The sequence below is a fragment of the Nocardia cyriacigeorgica genome (genome assembly GCF_010858045.1).
In the GTDB taxonomy this organism is placed as follows: Bacteria; Actinomycetota; Actinomycetes; order Mycobacteriales; family Mycobacteriaceae; genus Nocardia; species Nocardia cyriacigeorgica_E.
Map to the genome: position 1 here is coordinate 50,315 of NZ_JAAGVC010000019.1, position 16,922 is coordinate 67,236.

Annotated in this window: 1 protein-coding gene; it reads right to left on the bottom strand. The window is 70.9% G+C overall.

Annotation, left to right across the window (positions count from 1 at the left end; all coding sequences use genetic code 11):
• Window positions 1-220: 220 nt before the first annotated feature.
• Window positions 221-16,909 (bottom strand): non-ribosomal peptide synthase/polyketide synthase, encoded by a 16,689-nt coding sequence (locus tag GV790_RS17665; protein ID WP_425343123.1) that lies wholly within the window; start codon window positions 16,907-16,909, stop codon window positions 221-223.
• Between the last annotated feature and the right edge of the window lie 13 nt (window positions 16,910-16,922).

Genomic DNA, 16,922 nt, shown 5'->3' on the forward strand with positions numbered 1-16,922 from the left:
CCGCGGCGCCGGGTGGGTCGACGTGTCAATTTCGCACCTTCGCTTCTTATCGAGATTTATCGGGCATTCCCATGACGACCAGCTGTCGGTGGGCACCCCGGTCCGGACCGGGACAGACACCGCCGCGTCACGCCCGACCATACGGTCTATGTAGTCGTGACAACAATGGACATCGTTACCTCACCGTTGCCACCATCATGCCGGAGCCGCCCATATCTGATCATGATCGACCCGCCGTTCGGGCGGGATCGAGCCGGTCGGCCAGCAACGGGCCGATCTCGGCCAGCGCCTCGGGCGAGGTCATCTGATCGTGATCCGCGGCGACCGGATGGTCGGCGACGGTGCCGTCGACGTAGGCGTCCCAGTTCCGGGCCGCCGTATCGTGGCCGGCCGCGCTGAAATAGTCCAGCCTGCCGCGGAACACCCCTGGCCGGTGCTCGGCGATGAGTTCGGCCGAACGGACCGCGCTGCGGTAGATCCGGCGCACCCGCTCGGGTGTGAGCACCGCCATATCCGGCGGGATGGTGGCGTGCAGGGCGGCCAGCGCCTCGTCGGTGAGGTCGTGGATATCGCCGTCGGGCAACTGGGCGTCGCCGATGCCGAGTTCGGCCAGCGCGTCGCGGATGGCGGCGCGGAAATCGGTGACGTCGATGGCGGGATGGCTGTCCAGCATCGCCAGCAGCGACACCTCCTGGCCCGCGGCCTGCAGTTCGGTAGCGATCGCGTGCGCGATCACCCCGCCCAGCGACCAGCCGAGCAGCCGGTACGGGCCCTCGGGCTGCACCGCGCGGATCTCGGCGGCGTATCGGCGGGCCATCTCGCCCAGCGAGCGCGGCAGGTAGCCGTCCTCCGACAGCGCGGGCGACTGCAGACCGTAGATCGGGTACCGGGCGGGCAGATAGCGGGCGAATCCGGCGTAGCACCAGGACAGTCCGTACATCGGGTGGATGCAGAACACCGGGTCGTCGGGCGCGGTGTCGTGCGGTACCCGGGTGCGGATGGGCAGCACCACGCCGAGCGCGGCGTTGGAATCCAGGTCGTAATCGTGCTCGCCGGACAGCACGGCCAGGATTCTGGCGGCCAGATCGGCCGGGGTGGAGTCGGTGAAGAACCACTGCACCCGGATCTCGGCGCCGGTGCGGGTGCGCAGCCTGCTCACCGCACGGGTGGCGATCAGCGAATTGCCGCCCAGGTCGAAGAAGTCGTCGTCCATGCCGACGCGCTCGACCCCGAGGACTTCGGCGAACACCTCGGTGATGGTGCGCTCCAGCGGTGTGGACGGCGCGCGGAACGGACGGCCCGACAGTTGCGGCACCGGCAGCGCCATCCGGTCGAGTTTGCCGCTGGCGTTCAACGGCATCCGCTCGAGCACCACCACGGCCGAGGGGACCATGTAGGACGGCAGCGCGGCGCGCGCGTGGGCGAGCAGTTCGCGGTCGTCGACGGTGTGGCCCGGCGCGGCGACCACATAGGCCACCAGGCGATCGCCGGTGGCGGCACGCACCAGGGAGACGGCCGCGTGACGCACCGACTCGTGGCCGAGCAGGATCGTCTCGATCTCACCCAGCTCCACGCGCTGACCGCGCAGCTTCACCTGGAAATCGCTGCGGCCCAGGTATTCCAGGGCCGCGTCCGGGCCGGCGCCGACCCAGCGGACCACGTCGCCGGTGCGGTAGAGGCGGGCGCCGTGCTCGCCCGCGACGAAGCGTTCGGCGGTCAGCGCGGGCCGGTCGTGGTAGCCGCGGGCCAGCTGCACGCCGGCGACGTACAGCTCACCGGCAGCGCCGGGTGGCACCGGCCGCAGCTGCCGATCCAGCACCAGCACCTGGGTATTGGCGACGGGGGTACCGATCGGGATCGCGGTGACGTCGGTGTCGGTCACCGGATGCGCGGTCACGACGGTGGCCTCGGCGGGCCCGTACCAGTTGATCAGCTCGGTGCCGGGCAGCGCGGCGGCGAATGTCGCGGCCGTCTCCCCGGACAGGGCTTCACCGGCCGCGAACACCCGGCGCAGCGACGGGTATCCGGCCACGGCGGCGCCACCGGTCACCGGATCGAGGAACGCGTCGAGCATCGAGGGCACGAAATGCACCGTGGTGACGGCGTTCTCGGCGATGATCCGCGACAGGTACGCCGGATCGCGGTGCCCGTCGGGTTCGGCGATCACCAGGGACGCGCCGGTGTGCAGCGGCCAGAACAGCTCCCAGGTGGAGATGTCGAAGGTGATCGGTGTCTTGTGCAGCACCACATCGCTCGCATCGTGCGGGTAGGTGCGCTGGGCCCAGCGGAACTGGTTGGCCATCTGCCGATGCGTGATCATCACACCCTTGGGGCGGCCGGTGGAGCCGGAGGTGTAGATGACGTAGGCGATCTCGTCGGGGTGCACCCGAGGGCCGGCGAAGCCGTCGGCCGGTGCGAGATACAGCGTGTCCACCGCGACCACCGGCACGCCGGTGCCGGTGCCGAAACCGTCGGCGCTGGTGGTGAGGACGCAGATCGGCGCGGCGCCGGTGAGCACGTACTCGCTGCGCTCGGCCGGATGGTCCGGGTCGATCGGCACATAGCCCGCACCGGCGCGCAGCACCGCGTAGATCGAGACCACCAGGTCCAGACCGCGGCGCATGGCGACGCCGACCAGCGTGCCGGGGCCGACGCCGAAGTTGCTCAGCTCGGCGGCAAGCGCCCGGGACCGCGCGTCCAGTTCGCGGTAGCTGAGCACCGCGTCGCGGTAGCGGACGGCAGGCGCGTCCGGCGTGCGGGCCACCTGGGCGTCGAACAACGTCAGCAGCGTCGCGTCGTCGAGCAGTTCGGGCACCTCGGTGGCATTGCGCGCGGCCAGTTCGGCGGCCTCCGCGGGCAGCAGCACGTCGATATCGGCGACCTTGGCCTGCGGCTCGGTGACGAACCGGCCGATCAGGGCTTCCAGCCTGCGCGCGAGCGCATCGGCGGCATCGAAGTCGAACAGGTCGCGCAGGTACTTCACCGACACCCGCAGCTGGTGGTCGAGCACCACCATGACCGTTACCGGATAGTGGGTGCCGTTGACCGCGCCCACACCGGTGATGTTCATGCCGTCGATGGCACTGGCCTCGGCCAGCCCCTCGCGGTCCACCGGGAAGGACTCGAACACGACCAGGGAATCGAACAGGCCCTCCACCCCGACGGCGTCCTGGATATCGCTGAGCCCCAGGTAGTGGTAGCCGAGCAGATCGGCCTGTTCGGCCTGCAACTGCCGCAGCAGTCCGCCGAGGGTGTCGGTGGCGCCGAGACGCACCCGCACCGGGATGGCGTTGAGGAACAGCCCGACCATGGCTTCCACACCGTCGAGCTGCGGCGGGCGACCGGAGACGGTGGCGCCGAACACGACGTCGTCGCGGTCGACGCTGCGCCCGATCAGCAGCCCCCACGCGGCCTGGACCACGGTGTTCACCGTGACGCCGAGGTGGGCGGCCAGCCGGGTCAACGCGGTCGTATCGGCCTGGGACAGTTCGAATCCCACCTCACCGACACCGGCCGAGATCTCCCGGCCCGGATCCACCGGCGCCAGCGGCGTCGGCTCGGTGATGCCGTCCAGCGCGGTGCGCCACGCCTGCCGCGCGGCCTCCGGATCCTGCGTGATCAGCCAGGCCAGGTAGTCGCGGTAGGGCGGGACCTGCGGCAGATGCCGCGAGTTGCCGCCGAGGGCGTAGAGGGTGAGCAGATCCTTCATCAGCAGCGGCATGGACCAGCCGTCGATGAGGATGTGATGGCTGGTGACCAGCAGCTGGTAGGCGCTTTCGGCGCCGATTCCGGCGGCGCTGGTGCGGATCAGGGTGAAGCGCAGCAGCGGCGCGGTGCGCATGTCGAAATGGTCGGCGAGATCGGCGGATTTGATCCGTTCGGCCTCGGCCGCGGCGGCGGCCGGGTCCAGATGCGAGAGGTCGATCATCCGCCACGGGACCTCGATGCCGTCCTGCACGATCTGCACCGGCGCGCCCTCGGCGTCGTCGGCGAAGGCCACCCGCAGGTTGGCGTGCCGATCCAGCACCGCCTGCGCGGCGGCCTGCATCCGGGCCGGGTCGACGGTGCCACCGAGGTCGAGCACGAACTGGGTGGTGTAGACGTCGACGGAGGTGTCGGCCAGCAGCGCGTGGAACAGCATGCCCGACTGCAATGGCGTCACCGGCCAGGCATCGGTCAGTTGCGGGTAGTCGCGGGCGAAACGGTCGATATCCTCCTGGCGCAACGAGATCAGCGGGAAGTCCGACGGGCTGAAACCGCCGGCGTCCGGCCGCAGCCCGTGCTCGGCCAGTCCGCCCAGTGCCCGGATCCAGTGCTCGGCGAAGGTCTTCACCTCGTCGGCGGCGAATACCGCTGCCGCGTAATCGAATCGGGCGAGCAGGCCGTCATCGGTGGCGTCGACGGTCAGCGCGAGCAGCAGATCGTCGGCCGGGGCGTCGGTGTGCACCCGGGCCGGGCGCAGATCGCGGTAGCGCAGCGCGAAACGTCCACGACCGAAATCGCGCAGGCCCGCGGCGGCCTCCGGATTCAGGTAGCAGAGCAGGCCGTAGCCGACGCCGCGTCCCGGCACCGCGCGATGCAGTTCCTTGATCTGGGTGAGCGCCGCACCCGCGGACCGGCCGCCCACCAGCGCGTCCGAGACGTCGATGCCGTCGAGGCGCAGCGGCAGCGGGTAGGCGGTGCGGAAACCGCCGACGATATTGCTCGCGTCGATCTCGGCCACGCCACGGCCGTCGGCGTCCAGGCGGATCACCGAACCCACCGCGCGGGTGACGGATTCGCGCTGCGCGGTGCGCAGGGCCAGCGCGACGGCGGTGAGCAACACCTCGTCGACGGTGGCGTGGTAGGCCTCGGCCACCGCGGCCACCGCCTCGGTGCCCTCGGCGGTGATGGTGAGCGAGACCCGGCGCCGGGAGCGCAGATCGGCGGCGCCGGTGGGCAGGTCGTCGCGGGTGGCGGCGGCCAGCGTCTGCTGCCACCATTGCGCCTCGGCGGTCATGGCGGGCGAGTGAGCGCGCGCGGCGAGCGAGCGGATCAGCGCGCCGAGACCGGATTCCGGTGCGGCGGGGGCGGCGTGCCTGCCGCGGTTCCATGCGGTGGTGAGCTGATCGATGATGGTCCGCCAGGACACATCGTCGACGACCAGCGCATTGGCCACCACCACCAGCCGGAAGGCCTCGGGGGTTCCGGTGGCCACGAAGTGGATATTGCGGCCCTGTTCCGGATCGAGGGCGTCGACGGCCGCGCCGACGACGTCATCGATGGGCAGGGTGGTCTCGCCGAGTTCGGGATCGAGCCAGCTGAAGTGGGGCTCGTCGCGATCGGCGGCGGCGGGGATGCGCAGCACCGGGGCGGCGCCCGTCAGGTCCAGGCGTGCCCACAGCATCGGATGCTGATCGAGTACCGCGCCGACCGCGGTCTCCACCGCTTCGGCCGGGCAGCTGGCGGGCACCTCGAGCACGATGGCTCGCGGCTCCACCCCGGTACCGCCGTGCTCCAGCAGCCGCATCGCGGTGGGGGTGGCGGGCAGCTCACCGGCCTCGTCGCCGGGCGCGCCGGCGACGGTGGCCGCGGCGGCCAGCGCCTCGACCGTCCTGGCCTGGAAGACGTCGCGCGGGGTGAAGTCGACGCCCTTGGCCCTGGCCCGCGACACCACCTGGATGGAGACGATGCTGTCGCCGCCGAGGGCGAAGAAATCGTCGTCGAGGCCGACCTGCTCGACGCCGAGCACGTCGCCGATGACCTCGGCGATCACCTGTTCGGCGGTGCTGCGCGGGGCCCGGTAGGCGCGGGTCTCCAGCACCGGTTCCGGCAAGGCCCGCCGATCGAGCTTGCCGACCGGGGTCAGCGGGATCTCGTCGAGCACCACGATGGCGGTGGGCACCATGTAGTCGGGCAGCACCCGGCCCAGCTGGGTGGTCAGCTCGGCGACATCGGGGGTGGCGCCGCGCTCGGGCAGCACGTAGGACACCAGAATGGTGGCGCCCGCGGCGGTCTCGCGTCCGAGGGTGACCGCGAAGTCGATACCGGGCTGGGCGGCCAGCGCGCTGTCGATCTCGCCGAGTTCGATGCGGAATCCGCGCACCTTCACCTGGAAGTCGTTGCGGCCCACATACTCCACCTCGCGGCCGCGCCAGCGCACCACGTCGCCGGTGCGGTAGAGCCGCTCCCCCGGCGCACCGTAGGGGTCGGCGACGAAGCGCGCGGCCGTGAGCCCGGGCCGCGCGTGGTAGCCGCGGGCCAGCTGGATACCGCCGAGGTACAGCTCACCGGCGACGCCCTCGGGCACCGGCCGCAGCCTGGCATCGAGCACCAGTGCCCGCATGCCGCGGATCGGCGCACCGATGGTCACCGGATCGCCGGGACGCAGCGGATCGCTGATATTGGTCATGATGGTGGTCTCGGTGGGCCCGTACCCGTTGTGGAAGGCGCGCCCGTCCACCCCACCCCACTTGGCGACCAGCTCGGCCGGGACGGCTTCGCCGCCGGCGACGATGCCGCGCATACCGGACAGCGCCGACGAATCCAGCGACGCCAGCACCGACGGGGTGATGAAGGCGTGCGTCACGCCCTCGGCCCTGATCAGCTCGGCCAGCTCGTCGCCGCCGAACATCAGCGGCGGCGCCACCACCAGGGTGCCCGCCGACCCGAGCGCGAGCAGCAGCTCCAGCATCGAGGCGTCGAACGACGGTGAGGCGAAAGCCAGTGCGCGGGTGGAGGTGTCGAGCTGGTAGCGCTGCACCTGCTCCGCGCTGAAGTTCGCCAGGCCCGCGTGGGTGACGACAACGCCCTTGGGCAGGCCGGTGGAGCCGGAGGTGTAGATGACGTAGGCGGCGTTGGTGGCGCGGATCGGTCCACGCCGGTCGGCGGCGGTGATCGGGCGATCCGACCGTCCGGCGACGTCCATGGTGAAGCCGCGATCGTCCATCCGGATCCAGCCGCTGCCGGTCATCGGCGGCAGCTCGTCGAGTTCGGCGTTCATCGTGATGCCGAGCGCCGCACCGGAATCGCGCACCATGTGCGCGATCCGGTCGGCCGGATAGGTCGGGTCGATCGGGACCAGCGCGGCGCCGGTCTTGGCGACGGCCCACAGCGCGAGCACCGATTCCACCGAGCGGCGCAGGGCCACCGCCACCAGCACATCCGGTCCGGCGCCGCGCTCGATCAGCGCCCGCGCCAGCTGCGCGGAGGCGGCATCGAGCTCGGCGTAGCGGAAGGAGCGCTCGCCCACCACGAGGGCGACGCCATCGGGATTGGCGGCGACGGCGTCGGCCATCAGCTCGGGCAGGGTGCGCACCGGTTCGGCCGGTGCGCCCGCGCGGCTGATCAGGTCGAGGCGTTCGGAACCGTCGAGGATGTCCAGATCGCCGACGGCGCGGCTGCTGTCGCGGGCGACGGAGGCCAGGATGCGGCGGAAGCGGCGTCCGAAATCCACCACTGTCGACTCGTCGAACAAGTCACGCGCATAGGTGAATTCGGCCGCGATTCCGGCTTCGGCGCCGTGCTCGTCGCGCTGCTCGCGCACCGTGAGCAGCAGATCGAACTTTGCGGCGTCGGCGGCCGGATCGAGGGCGGCGAAGCTCAGGCCGGGCAGCTCGAAGCTGGTGACGGCCAGGTTCTCGAACGACAGGGCCACTTGGAACAGCGGATGACGGCCGGCCGAGCGTTCCGGGTCCAGCGCTTCCACCAGCCGCTCGAACGGAATGTCGGCATTGGCGAAGGCGCGCAGATCGGTGTCGCGGTTGGCGGCGAGCAACTGGTCGAAGCTCAGCTCCGGCGCGACCCGGGTGCGCAGTACCAGGGTGTTGACGAACATGCCGATCAGGTCGTCGAGTTCGGCCTCGCCGCGCCCCGCGATGGGGGTGCCGACGGCGATGTCGTCGGTGCCGGACATGCGCGACAGGAATACCGTCAGCGCGGTGTGCACCACCATGAACAGGGTGGCGTTGTGCGTGCGGGCGAGCTCGGTGAGCGCGGCGTGCACGCCTGCGTCGACGACGAACTCGGTCTTGCCGCCTGCGAAGCTCTGCGCCGGTGGACGCGGCCGGTCCGACGGCAGATTCAGCTCGTCGGGCAGGTCGGCGAGCTCCTTGGTCCAGTAGTCGAGCTGGGCGCCCGCCACCGAGTCCGGATCGGTCTCCTCGCCGAGCACCTCGCGCTGCCACAGCGCGTAATCGGCGTACTGCACCGGCAGCGGCGTCCAGGCGGGTTCGTTGCCATTGCTGCGGGCGGCATAGGCCAGCATGAGGTCGCGGGTCAGCGGGCCCATCGACCAGCCGTCGGCGCTGATGTGGTGGGCCACGAACACCAGCACGTATTCACTGCCCGCGAGCTGGAAGAGCTTGGTGCGGAACGGGACTTCGGCGGTGACGTCGAAGCCGGCGCCGACCACCCCGGCCACCTCGTGGCCCACCCGTTCCTCGCCGATCTGGGCGGGGGTGAGGTCGACGGGAACCTCGCGCGGGGCAAGCACCTGCTGGACCGGACCCTCGGGGGTGTTCGGGTAGATGGTGCGCAGGATTTCGTGGCGGGCGACGATATCGCCGACCGCCTGCTCGAGCGCCTGCACATTCAGCTCGCCGGAGAGCCGGATGGCGGCCGGGATGTTGTAGACGGCGGCCGCGGTGTCGAACTGGTTGAGGAACCACATGCGCTGCTGGGCGAACGACAGCGGAATCCGGTCCGGTCGCGGCTTCGCCACCAGCGGGACGCGTGCGGTCTCGGTCGCGGTGTGTTCGACCTTCACCGCGAGCGCCGCCACGGTCGAGGCCTCGAACAGCGCCCGCACCGGCACCCGGGTCTCCAGCGCCGCGCCGATCCGGGCGGCGACCTGGGTGGCCAGCAGCGAGTTGCCGCCGAGGGCGAAGAAATCGTCATCGGCGCCGACCTGGTCGATGCCGAGCACCTCGCCGAAGACGCCGGCCACGATCTCCTCGACCGGTGTTGCGGGGGCGCGGTATTCGCGCGCCTCGAACTCCGGTTCCGGCAGCGCGTTGCGGTCCAGCTTGCCGTTGACGTTCAGCGGCAGCGCATCCAGCACCACGAACGCCGAGGGCACCATGTACGAGGGCAGAGCCGAGCCGAGGGCGGCGAGCACCTGGGGCAGGTCGAAGCCCGCGCCGTGCGACCCGGCGGGCACCACGTAGGCGACCAGCCGGTCACCGGTGTGCGGATCCGACTTCGCCAGCACCGCGGTCTGCGCGACCTCCGGCAGCGCCAGCAGCGCCGCCTCGATCTCACCGAGCTCGATGCGGAAGCCACGGATCTTCACCTGGAAGTCGGTGCGGCCCCGGTACTCCAGCTCACCATCGCGATTCCACACCACCAGGTCGCCGGTGCGGTACATGCGCTCGCCGTCGCCGAACGGGTCGGCGACGAAGCGGTCGGCGGTCAGATCCGGGCGGCCGAAGTAGCCGCGGGCCAGCTGCGCGCCGGCCAGATACAGCTCGCCGGGCACGCCCACCGGAACCGGCCGCAACCGGGCATCGAGGACGTAGACCCGGCTGTTCCACTCCGGCGCGCCGATGGGCACGCTCGCGCTGTCGGCGCCGGTGACCCGGTGGGTGGTGATCGAGACGGCGGCCTCGGTCGGGCCGTACAGGTTGTACAGCGCCACACCGGGATTCGCGGCCAGGAAACGCTGAGCCAGTACCGCGGGCAACGCCTCGCCGATGGCCAGCACCCGGCGCAGCGCCGGCGGCGCGGTGTCGGAGGCGATGAGCAACGCGTCCAGCATGGACGGCACCACATGCAACGTGGTGACCTGCTCGCGCACCATGAGGTCGTGCAGGTAGGCGGGGTCGCGATGACCGTCGGGTGCGGCGATGACGAGCCTGCCGCCGCTCACCGCGGCCGACCAGAACTCCCACACCGACAGGTCGAAGGTGGCCGCCGTCTTCAGCAGCACGGCATCATCGGCGCCGAGCGCGAATTCGGACGTCTTCCATCGCAATTGGTTGACGATCGCGGCGTGCGGCACCGCGACGCCCTTGGGCCTGCCGGTCGAGCCGGAGGTGAAGATGACGTAGGCGGTGTGGCCGGGGCGGATCGGCGCCACGCGTTCGGCGTCGGAGATGGGCGCGGCGGAGGTCAGCGGGTCGACGTCGTCGAGACGGACCAGCAGCGCCTGATCGGTGCGGAAATCGGTGGCGGCATCGGTCAGCACGCAGACCGGTCGCGCGGTATCGAGGATGTGGCCGGTGCGTTCGGCCGGTTGGTCCGGATCCAGCGGGACGTAGGCGCCACCGGCCCGCGACACCGCGTACATGGCGATGACCAGCTCGGGCGAGCGGCGCAAAGCCAGCGCGACCCGGGATTCCGGACCGACGCCGAGGGCGAGCAGATGCCGGGCCAGCCGGTTGACGCGGGCATCGAGTTCGGCATAGGTGAGCCGGCTCGACGCACCCTCCCGATCGGCGACGATCGCCACGGCCCCGGGCGCTGCCGCGACCGTGCGATCCAGCAGGGTGACCAGCGTGGTCCGCTCCGCCTCGGGCAATTCCCGGCGGGTGTCGTTCCAGGTGGTGAGCACATCGGCGCGTTCGACCGGATCGAGCAGGTCGATATCGCCGACCGCCGCGCCCGCATCGGCGACCACGGCCTTCAGCAGCCGGACCAGCCGATCGCCGAAGGCGCGGACGGTGGCGGCGTCGAACAGGTCGGTGGCATAGGTGAAGAAGCCGCCGAGGCCCGCGGGCGCGCCGGATTCGTCATAGACGTCGGAGACGATCAGATGCAGATCGAACTGCGACACGTCCAGATCGGCGTCCACGGCACCGACACTCAGCCCCGGCAATTCCAGTTCCGCCCGCGCGACGTTCTGGAACGACAACCCGACCTGGAACAGCGGATGCCTGGCGGTCGAGCGCGGCGGGTTCAGCACCTCGACCAGCCGCTCGAACGGCACGTCGGCGTGCGCGAAGGCCTGGAGGTCCACCTCGCGCTGACGGGCGAGCAGATCCTCGAACGAGGCGCCGCCGTCGACCCGGGTCCGGAAGACCACGGTGTTGACGAACATGCCGATCACGTCATCGAGCTCACGCTCACCACGCCCGGCGACCGGGGTGCCGACGGCGATATCGTCCTGCCCCGACAGCCGCGCCAACAGTACGGCGAACGCGGTGTGCACGACCATGAACAGGGTGGCGTTGTGGCTGCGCGCGAGATCCACCAGACCGGCGTGGGTGCCCGCATCGATCGACACCTCGACCCGGCCACCGGCCATCGACGCCACCGCCGGACGCGGCCGGTCCGCGGGCAGTTCCAGCACATCGGGCAGCCCGGCCAGCTGCGCACGCCAGAACGCGAGCTGGCGCGCGGCAACGGATTCCGGATCGGATTCGTCACCGAGCACCGCACGCTGCCACAGCGCGTAATCGGCGTACTGCACCTTCAGCGGCGCCCACGACGGCGCCTCGCCCGCCACCCGCGCGGCGTAGGCCACCATCACGTCGCGCACCAGGGGACCCATCGACGAGGCGTCGCCCGCGATGTGATGCACCACGACCGCGAGCACGTACTCGGGCGCCGAACCCTCCGGTAGATCGGAGATCTCGATCAACCGCACCCGGACCGGCACTTCCTCGGTCACATCGAACGGCTGCGCGGCCAGCGCGTGGACCGCGCCCGCGACGTCGACCTGTGCCAGCCGGCGAACCGCCACATCGAGGCCGACCTGCCCGGCGGGCAGCACCACCTGCACCGGGCCCTGCGGCGTCTCCGGGTACACGGTGCGCAGCACCTCGTGCCTGGCGACCACGTCGTCGAGGGCGGCGCCGAGCGCGGCGGTATCCAGCGCGCCGGTGAGCCGCAGCGCGAACGGCAGGTTGTAGGCGGCCGATCCCGCCGCGGCGGCAGCGCCTTCGCCCTGGTCGAAGCGGTTGAGGAACCACATGCGCCGCTGTGCCAGCGACAACGGCAGCTGCGGCGGGCGCGGGATGCTGCCGAGCGCGATGCGGTGGCCGTCGGTGTGGGTCTGCGAATCGAGCGCGGCGGCCAGCGCCGATACCGTCGAGGTCTCGAACAGCGCGCGGACCGGAACCCGCGTATCCATCGCCGCCCCGAGCCGCGCGACGACCTGGGTGGCGACCAGCGAATTGCCGCCGAGGGCGAAGAAATCGTCATCGGCGCCGACCCGGCTCAGCCCGAGCACTTCACCGAACACACCGGCGACGATCTCCTCCACCGGCGTGGCCGGCGCGCGGAAGGCGCGCGTCTCGAACACCGGCTCGGGCAGCGCCTTGCGGTCCAGCTTGCCGCTCGGGTTCAGCGGGAAGGCGTCGAGCGCGACGATGGTCGCGGGCACCATGTAGGCGGGCAAGGTCTCGCCGACGGCCGCGAGCAACGCGGTCTGGTCGATGCTGTGGCCGGGTGCGGGGACGGCGTAGGCCACGAGCTGGTCGCCCAGCGACGTCGGCACCACCAGCGCCACCGCCTGGCTCACCGACGGCTGCGCCAGCAGCGCGGTCTCGATCTCGCCCAGCTCGATGCGCTGACCACGGAACTTCACCTGGAAATCGGTGCGGCCCAGGTAGTCCAGGCGATGCGGGGTGGTGCTGGTGGCTTCGCGCCACACGCACAGATCGCCGGTGCGGTACATGCGCTGACCGTTGCCGAACGGGTTGGCGACGAAGCGGTCGGCGGTCAGGTCCGGGCGGCGCACATAGCCGCGGGCCAGCTGATCGCCGGCCAGGTACAGCTCGCCCGCGACGCCGGGCGGCACCGGACGCAACCGCGAATCCAGCACGTACACCCGGGTATTCCACTGCGGCAACCCGATCGGCACACTGCGTTCGATGGAGCCGGCGGCGGGCCAGAAGGTCACCGAGACCGCGGCCTCGGTGGGGCCGTACAGGTTGTGCACATTCGCCGTGCACACCGCGCGCAGCGCCGCCACGGTCTCCGGCGGCAGCGCCTCACCGATGACGAACACCTCACGCAGCGTCGGCACCGCGCCGGGGCGGGTGTGCGCGGCGAAGACAGTGAGCATCGACGGCACGAAGTCGGTGACCGTCACCTGCTGCGCGGCAATGGTTTCCGCGACGTAGGCCGGATCGCGATGCCCGTCCGGGGTCGCCACGATCAACCGCGCGCCGGCGCGCAGCGGCATGAAATAGCCCCACAGCGACACATCGAACGTCGTGGCGGTTTTTTGCAGGTACACGTCGTGGAAGCCGAGCGGGTACTCCGCGAGCATCCAGGTGATCTGGTTGTGGATGGCCGCGTGCGAGACGGAAACGCCCTTGGGGCGGCCGGTGGAGCCGGAGGTGAAGATGACGTAGGCCGGATGTTCCGGCCGGACCGGGCGCAGCAGCTCCTGCGGACGCACCGGTGCGGCGTCGAAGCCGGACAGGTCGGCGGTATCGATGTGCAGCGCGGGGGTGCCTGCGGGCAGCGACCTGGCGTCGGTGCTGGTGGTGACCACGCAGACCGGTTGCGCGGTGTCGAGGATGTGCGCGATGCGTTCGGCCGGATGATCGGGGTCCAGCGGCACATACGCGCCGCCGGCGGTGACGATGGCGTACATGCCGACCACCAGGTCCAGCGAACGCCGCACCGCGAGACCGACCAGCGATTCCGCGCCGACACCCTGGGTGATCAGCAGCCGCGCGAGCTGGTTGACCCGGTCGTCGAACTCGCGGTAGGTGAGCTCCTCGCCCTCGTACACCACGGCCACCGCGTCCGGGCGCTGCTCGACCGTGCGCCGGTAGCCGTCGAGCAGCAGTTCCGGCGCGACCGGGAAGCGGGTGTCGTTCCACTCGCGCAGCACACGGTCGCGGTCGGCCGGGGCCAGCAGGTCGATCTCGCCGACCGGAGCCTGCGGGTCCGCGGCGACACCGGTCAGCACCCGGGCGAAACGCTGGGCGAATTCGGCCACCGTCGGCTCGTCGAACAGATCGGTGGCATAGGTGAACTGGGCCGACAGGCCCGCGGCGGCGCCGTCGACGGTGCGCGGCACGATCGTCAGCTGGAGGTCGAATTTGGCCACCGCACCGGCGAATTCGACGCCCTCGGCGGCCAGACCCGGCAGTTCCAGCCGCGGCGCGCTCATGTTCTGGAAGAACAGCGCCACCTGGAACAGCGGATGATGCGCCTGCGAACGCACCGGATCGAGCACCTCGACCAGCCGCTCGAACGGCAGCTCGGCATGCGCGAACGCGGCCAGGTCGGCGTCCTTGACCTCATCGAGCAGGTCGGTGAACGAGGACCCGATATCGACGGTGGTGCGCAGCACCAGCGTATTGACGAACATGCCGATGAGCGCGTCGAGTTCGCGTTCGCCGCGGCCCGCCACCGGCGTGCCGATGGTGACGTCGTCGGTGGCGGCCAGCCGGGCCAGCAGCACCGCGAAGGCCGCGTGCACCACCATGAACTCCGAGGCCCCGGTGTGCTGGGCGATCTCGGCCAGCCGGGCATGGGTGGCGGCGTCGATCTCGAAGTCGTAGACCGCGCCACGACCGGAGGCGATCGACGGCCGCGGCCGGTCGGCGGGCAGTTCGATGCGATCCGGCACACCGGCCAGCGCGTCGCGCCAGAACCGGATCTGGGTGGCCGCCAGCGATTCCGGGTCGTCCTCGGAACCCAGCACCTCGCGCTGCCACAGCGTGTAATCGGCGTACTGCACCGCCAGCGGCGCCCACGAGGGGCGCGCACCGTTGCGGCGAGACAGGAACGCCGCCAGCAGGTCCCGCATGAACGGCGCGACCGAGGCGCCGTCGGCGGCGATATGGTGCACCACCACGGCGATGACGTGCTGTTCGGGCCCCACCTCGGCCAGCGCCATCCGCAGCGGCACTTCCGCCGCCACATCGAATCCGGTCAGTGCGAGCCTGCCGAGCCATTCCGGTAGTTCGGCCTCCGACACCGGTTTCGGCGCCAGATCCGGCACCACCTCGGCGGCGGGCACCACCACTTGATAGCCGGTGCCGTCGATGGCCGGGTACATCGTGCGCAGCGTTTCGTGCCGGTCGATCACGTCGGCGACCGCGGCTTGCAGCGCGGCCACATCGAGCAGGCCATCCAGGCGCACCGCGAACGGGATGTTGTTGGCCGCCGAGGCGGTGTCGAACTGGTTGAGGAACCACATGCGCTGCTGGGCCAGCGACAGCGGGATGTGCTCGGGGCGCGGCATGGGCGTCAGCGGGCGCCGTCCGCCCGCACCCTTCAACGGTTCCAGCTTGCGCGCGAGCCCGGCCACCGTGGGCGCTTCGAAGATCAGCCGGGCGGGCACCCGCGCGCCAACGGCCTCACCCAATCGGGCGGCCACCCGGGTAGCGATGAGTGAGTTGCCGCCGAGTTCGAAGAAATCGTCGTCGGCGCCGACGGGTTCGCCGCTGCCGAGCAGTTCGCCGAACACCTCGGCGACGGCCTGCTCCAGCGGACCACTCGGCGCGCGGAACACCCTGGTCTGCAACTGCGGTTCCGGAAGCGCGCGTCGATCCAGCTTGCCGACCGGCGTCAGCGGGATCTCGTCGAGCACGGTGATGGCGGTGGGCACCATATGCGCGGGCAGGCTGCGTTCGGCGAACGCGTCCAGTTCCGCGACATCGATGACGGCACCCGGCGCGGCGTGCACATAGGCGGCCAGGATGATCGCACCGGATTCGAGCCGATGCCCGACGGTCACCGCGAAATCGACGCTGTCGTGCGCGGCCAGCACGGCGTCGATCTCGCCGAGCTCGATCCGGAAACCACGGATCTTTACCTGGAAGTCGTTGCGGCCCAGGTATTCCAGCTCGCCATCGGGGGTGATGCGGACCAGGTCGCCGGTGCGGTAGAGGCGAGCGCCGCTGGGGTCGAACGGGTTGGCGACGAAGCGCGCCGCCGTCAACGCGGGCCGCGCGTGGTAGCCGCGCGCCACCTGGGCACCGGCGATGTAGAGCTCGCCGACGGCACCGTCGGCCACCGGCATCAGCCGCTCGTCCAGGACGTGTTCGGTGATGGCGCGGATCGGCCCGCCGATGGTCACCGGTTCGCCCGGCACCAGCGGCGCGCTGATATTGGTCATGATGGTGGTCTCGGTTGGACCGTAACCATTGAAGAATTCGCGGGTGCGGCCCTCGGAAATGGGCAGCACCCAGCGGCGCACCAGCTCCGGCGGACACGCCTCACCACCGGCGACGATCACCCGCAATTCGTCAAGGCCCGCCGGATCCACCGAGGCCAGCGCGGCCGGGGTGATGAACGCGTGCGTCACGCCTTCGCGGCGCAGCAGCGCGGCCAGCTCGTCGCCGCCGTACACGGTGGGCGCGACCACCACCATGGTGGCCGGGCCGCCCAGCGCCAGCAGCAGTTCCAGCACCGAGGCGTCGAACGACGGTGAGGCGAAATGCAGGGTGCGCGATTCCGGGCCGACCCGGTAGCGTTCGCGCTGCTCATCGCAGAAACTCGACAGGCCGGCCTGGGTGACCACCACGCCCTTGGGCAGACCGGTGGAACCCGAGGTGTAGATGACATAGGCCGGATGTTCGGCACGCAGCGGCCGCACCCGGTCGGTATAGGTCACCGGGTCGACCGGGTAGCTCTCCAGCGCCCGCGCCGTCTCCGGGGTGTCGATGAGCAGCCATTGCACCCGATCGGGCAGGTCGTCCCGGACCGCGGCCACGGCCAGGCCGAACACCGCACCGGAATCGGTGACCATGTGCTCGACCCGGTCGGCGGGATAGTTCGGGTCCACCGGCACGAAACCGGCGCCGGTCTTGGCGACCGCCCACACCGCGATGACCGATTCCAGCGACCGCGGAATCCCGACCGCGACCAGATCCTCCGGTCCGATCCCGCGCGCGATGAGCAGATGCGCCAGCCGGGTGGAACGTTCGTCCAGCTCGGCGTAGGTGAGGCTGCCGAGCGAGGTGGCATCGGCGTAGGTGACCGCGACACCACCCGGATTCGCCTCGACGGCGGTGGCCAGCAATTGCGGCAGG